This window comes from Candidatus Neomarinimicrobiota bacterium (assembly GCA_022567655.1).
Taxonomy (GTDB): Bacteria; Fidelibacterota; SORT01; order SORT01; family SORT01; genus JADFGO01.
Genome location: JADFGO010000123.1, coordinates 1 through 4,856 on the forward strand (window position 1 = coordinate 1; position 4,856 = coordinate 4,856).

Sequence of the window (4,856 nt, forward strand, 5' to 3'; positions counted from 1 at the left end):
ATAAGACATTTGTTCGTATCAAATAGGATTTTTCATTGGCAATTCCTCTGGAGGAACTTACGACCTTTGGGTTATGAGCCCAACGAGTTGCCAGGCCGTGTGAATATAAAACTCTGATCTCTTTGACAAAAGAGAGAATTCATTTTGCTATCTCTACCGTTTTCGGTACATTTTCATTCTGTTAAAAGTATTAATTTGAACTAAAACAAAGAAGCCCGGCTAAGGCGGGCTTCTTTTCGTATTACAATGCGCTCCCTAAATCCTGAACAGGTACTGGAACTTACGTGCGAGTCAGGGCTTGCCCTGACCGCAGTTTACTTACACCCTTGCTCGCTCACACTTATTAATTCAAATCCTGAACAGGTACTGGAATTTCATGAAATACTGCCTGTCCGTCTGAACGAAATTTCCATCGTTCAGATTATCGACCGAGCCGTGTGTCGAACCGGCGAAAACCAAGAGCGCCGGGATCACTGTCCGTAAATATTTCATCGTATTACCAGCCTGTTTTTATTATTTTTCAGCTATCCTGACCGTAATCCCCCAGTTGAACGGATCGTAGGGTCTGGATGCATTCCAGTCGTTAAATGAATGCGAATCATCCGTTTCATATCTCGCTACGTATTCGCCCGGCTCTAATACGATAGTACCGTCAAACATTCTGTTCTTTTTCGCTCCTCCGGCGTGATCGGTCATGCGGTAGGTCATCTCCCATACTGTCCTACCGGATCGGACGTTCTCGATCCACCCGAAATCGTGCATATGCCCCCTTCTCCCCTCTCCTACAGCGTAAACTCTTACTCTTGTTCTCCTGTCAAGATTGAACCTCGCAGATACCATCTCGTCGTCACCTACATTAACGATTTGCGCTAATATGTTTTTGTTTTCTTTCTCTTCGTATTTTTCAACGCTGTCTTTTTTGAACTTAGGATCCAACGATATCAATCTCATACCCCAGGCTTCTTGATCAGAGGGCGGAGAGGTGTTCCACATTCTATATGAATGGGAGCCGTCCGTTACGAAGTACGCTATGTAGTTTCCCTTCGAAAAGCTTATTACTGAATCAAAAACTCTGTTTTTATCTGCGCCGCCCGCGTGTTCCGTATCCCTGTAATTCATCTCCCAGATTCGTTCGCGGTTATCAGCGTCGATTATCCAGCCGTAATCGGACATCTCTCCTTTCGTGCCTTCGCCGACGGCATACACGTTCAGTTTCATATCCTTTTTTAAAGTAAAACCGTATGAATTCATCTCACCGTTGCGCATTCTCGTCATGTCAACGACCATTCTTTCATCCGTGAAGTTGTCATATTCAAAAAATTCGACCTTTTTGCGGTCGTTTTTATTTTTCAGCCTGACGAGTAATCCCCAAAATTCCGGATCGTACGGCGGTTGTGAGTTCCATCTTCTCGGAGAATGTGAAGCGTCGGTTGCGTATGATACGACATATCTTCCTTTTTCAAGTCTGACCCTGCTTTTATTCATCCTGTTCTTTTTCGCGCCTCCTGCAGCTTCCGAGCGCCGATAGGACAATTCCCAAACTTTTTCCCTCGAATCGAGGTCATATATCCATCCGTAATCGTATTTTCCATCGCTCATAACCTCGCCTATAGAGTAGACGTCCAATTCGACCGGTTTGTTGGCAATAAGTCCGATATTTTTGAGAGTGTTCTTTTTGTATCCGCTGATCCACACAAGTGATTCGCTCTTATATTTATCGTGATATGCATATATATCGTCCCTATCGACACTTTCCCCATTGCCGGTAACTACAATCTTAAAATCCGTGTATAGATCCAGCACATCCTTACGATACGAATTGCGGTCCCCTTTAAACCAACCCCTGAATAAAGAACCTAAAATTTCTCCTAAATCCTTTAAATCCTCCAAATTCACATCAGTCAGCGATCTGATCGGATAAGACGCGAAGTAAACTTCATAACTTCCTTTTGGAAGAGAGATTTCATCCGAAAATTCTATCAGCCCTCGTCTTCGAGACCTTGATCTTGAATCCGCAAGGTCCCAAACGACATCTCTTGTCTTAGAATCCAATATCCATGCATTACCCAGTAAAATCCTGATTCCTTCATCGCGATAATAAAATCCGACCGCCTTTATGGCAATTTCCCGATTCGCATCAAGTTCAAACCCCTCTAAACGCAAGTCCTCCGGATATATATCGTCTATTCTCACAAGAGTTTTATCCTGAGCCGGCACTGAATCAGGATCTAATGCCATTCCAAGCAGGAATGTTATAGCTATACCATATACTATGTATCTCTGCATATCTTATACTATCCTTTGTGTAATTTTGTTATTTTCTTCTGACTATGCGCCGCTCCAACGGTTGTCAGATATGCTATGTACGAGATTCTTACCCGATTTGTTGCCTTCTCTTTCCTCAGAATCTTCATCATGCAGAGATTAGAAGAAGAGAAGGCATGAATTTTCTTGGAAAAGTTACGGCAACTGTTAAATTCAATTCCGTTCAGAATCAATGACACTAAATAGTATCTTTATTTCAGGGAGCGGATATGATACTCAAAAAGATAGTTTTGCTGCAATTTCTATTTCTTATCATCCTGATTGATCCCGTTTCGGGACAGATTGCGCCGTGGCATTATAAAACACTCATTCCCGACACTCTTGTCGACCGGTTCATCGGAGAAATTTCGGGTGAGATCGCCATGAGTCATGTGTATGAGATGGCGGCTTACAATCATGACAGAAAACCGGAAGAATACAATTCCACTTATCGTGAAGCAAGTTACGTTTATAATAAAGCAAAGGAGTACGGATTTGACTCGGTTGAACTCGAATATTTTGATGCCGATTCTATCTGGGACGGCGAAATAGGAGAACTCTGGGAAATATCTCCTAATCTTAATGAAATTGCGGACTATGACGATCAGAAAGCTGTCCTCGCAAAGGGAAGCAGATCGGCAAACCTGACCGCCGAGCTCGTTTACGTCGGCAGCGGCACAAAAGAATCCGATTATGAGGGGATTGATGTTAAAGACAAAATCGTTCTTGGTTACGGTAATCCGAATTCTATTCATAAGATCGCAGTCATCGATAAGGGCGCCGCGGGAGTTGTTTCCTATGCTTCAATACACCCGGTGTTCGACCCTGATCAGATTCCATGGTTCGGCTTGGAGGGGGATGCGTCAAAACTAAAATTCGCGTTCAATCTCGGTTACCGGAGGGGAAACGAGCTCCGCTCAAGACTTGAAAAAGGAGAAATGATAAGGGTCAAAGCAGTCGTGAAAACCTCAATACAACCTAACAGGCATAACGTAGTTTTCGCATCGATCCGTGGCAGAGACCTCCCCGGAGAGTCAATTATTTTCTCCGCACATCTATTCGAGGGTGTAACGAAACAGGGCGCAAACGACAATATCAGCGGAAGCGCCGCGATTCTTGAAATCGGAAGAACCTATCTACAATTGATGAAAAACGGTATGATCGAACGCCCGCGACGGACGATCCACTTCATCTGGGTACCCGAAATTCACGGCTTGATCCCGTGGGTTAAAAAGCACCTCGACATTGTGGATAATATGCTGGTAAATCTAAACCTCGATATGGTCGGAGCGCATATATCTAAATATGGAGGCAGTTATAACCTTCAACGCACCCCCTTCAGCAGACCGAGTTATCTCAACGACGTTGTACAAAACCTGATAGAATATGTCGCTCATACGAACAGGGAGATACTTAACAACCGGCCGATAAAATTCACAAAACCGATCATGGCGCCCACAGGTTCGCGGGACCCGTTCTACTATAATATCGACTATCACTATGGTTCATCCGACCATACTGTCTTTCTTGACTGGGGGGTCGGAGTGCCCGCTGTTATGCCGATAACCTGGCCTGACATGTACTATCACTCTTCTTCCGACCGCCCGGTCAATATGGACCCCACTCAAATGAAACGAGCGGCGTTCATCAACGGGGTTTCCGGGTATGTCATAGCCAACGCCGATGATGAAATGGCTATGAAAATCGCCTCGGATGCCTATTCATTCGGCATGGGAAGGCTCGGAAGAGAATATAAACGCGCTACGGAGATGCTCAACTCAGCGGAACCGGCTGAACTCGCAGCAGCCTACAAGCGGGCGGCTAACGTCCTCAAACAGGCGGTAAACCAACAATCGGAAACCGTAAAATCCGTCGGTGAATTAGCATCAAAAAGTAAGAGCGTAAATAGATACATCTCGGATCTTTCAAAAGATTTCAGCTCAAAAACGGGACCGGCAATGGAAAAACGGCTCCGGTCGTATTACGAGCAGAGAGCCGATTCAAAAGGGGTGCGGAGATCCCGGTTGACTTTGACCGCGGCGGAAAAGAACGCCCGCTCGGTAGTTCCGAAACCAACCGCTCTGGTAGAGGGTTACATGGGAACCGACCTGCCCTCCACAGCTCTTTTAAGCGAAGAAACCGAGAAGAAATATTATACCATCGGAAAGAAAAAGGTCAGCGAGCTCCGCCGTCTGATTGACGGCAAACATAACGCGCTTGAGATAACGCAGATCCTCGATGCCGAGTTCAAATCGCCGACGGAAGTGCGTGACGTCCTGAACTATCTTGAGTTACTCAAACACGCGGGGTTAGTGAAGATGTAGAATTCTATGTTTAACACAATATCTAGCAACCTATACTAACTGTTCTTAATCCTCCAATACTTGTGCTTCAAGCTATTTACTAATTTTTTTTCTGTCCAAACCCCATTATCTCTAATTTTTTGTTCAAACGAGTTTTTTGGTCATCTGTAGGTTCTAGATAAGCCCAAACAAATCCGTTTAGTATATTCAGTATTTCTGCTTCACTTGAACCTGTGTTATGACTAAATA

The 4,856-nt window shown here is 44.6% G+C and carries 3 protein-coding genes; 1 reads left to right on the forward strand and 2 read right to left on the reverse strand.

Annotation, left to right across the window (positions count from 1 at the left end):
- Positions 1–348 precede the first annotated feature (348 nt).
- Both IID12_09755 and IID12_09760 read right to left on the reverse strand, forming a co-directional pair.
- Positions 349–492 (reverse strand): hypothetical protein, encoded by a 144-nt coding sequence (locus IID12_09755; protein MCH8289371.1) that lies wholly within the window; start codon positions 490–492, stop codon positions 349–351.
- Between the two features lie 21 nt (positions 493–513).
- Positions 514–2,286: a hypothetical protein gene (locus IID12_09760; protein ID MCH8289372.1), complete on the reverse strand. Its 1,773-nt coding sequence runs from the start codon at positions 2,284–2,286 to the stop codon at positions 514–516.
- 248 nt (positions 2,287–2,534) lie between these two features.
- Here IID12_09760 and IID12_09765 point away from each other — a divergent pair, with 248 nt between their 5' ends.
- Positions 2,535–4,628 carry a M28 family peptidase gene (locus IID12_09765; protein ID MCH8289373.1) on the forward strand — a complete coding sequence of 698 codons (2,094 nt, stop codon included), beginning with the start codon at positions 2,535–2,537 and terminating at the stop codon, positions 4,626–4,628.
- Positions 4,629–4,856: the final 228 nt, after the last annotated feature.

What these genes read in the sequence shown, in the direction of transcription:
- IID12_09765 (MCH8289373.1), top strand. Translation starts at nt 2,535, where the DNA reads ATGATACTCAAAAAGATAGTTTTGCTGCAATTTCTATTTCTTATCATC.
- IID12_09760 (MCH8289372.1), bottom strand. Translation starts at nt 2,286, where the DNA reads ATGCAGAGATACATAGTATATGGTATAGCTATAACATTCCTGCTTGGA.
- IID12_09755 (MCH8289371.1), bottom strand. Translation starts at nt 492, where the DNA reads ATGAAATATTTACGGACAGTGATCCCGGCGCTCTTGGTTTTCGCCGGT.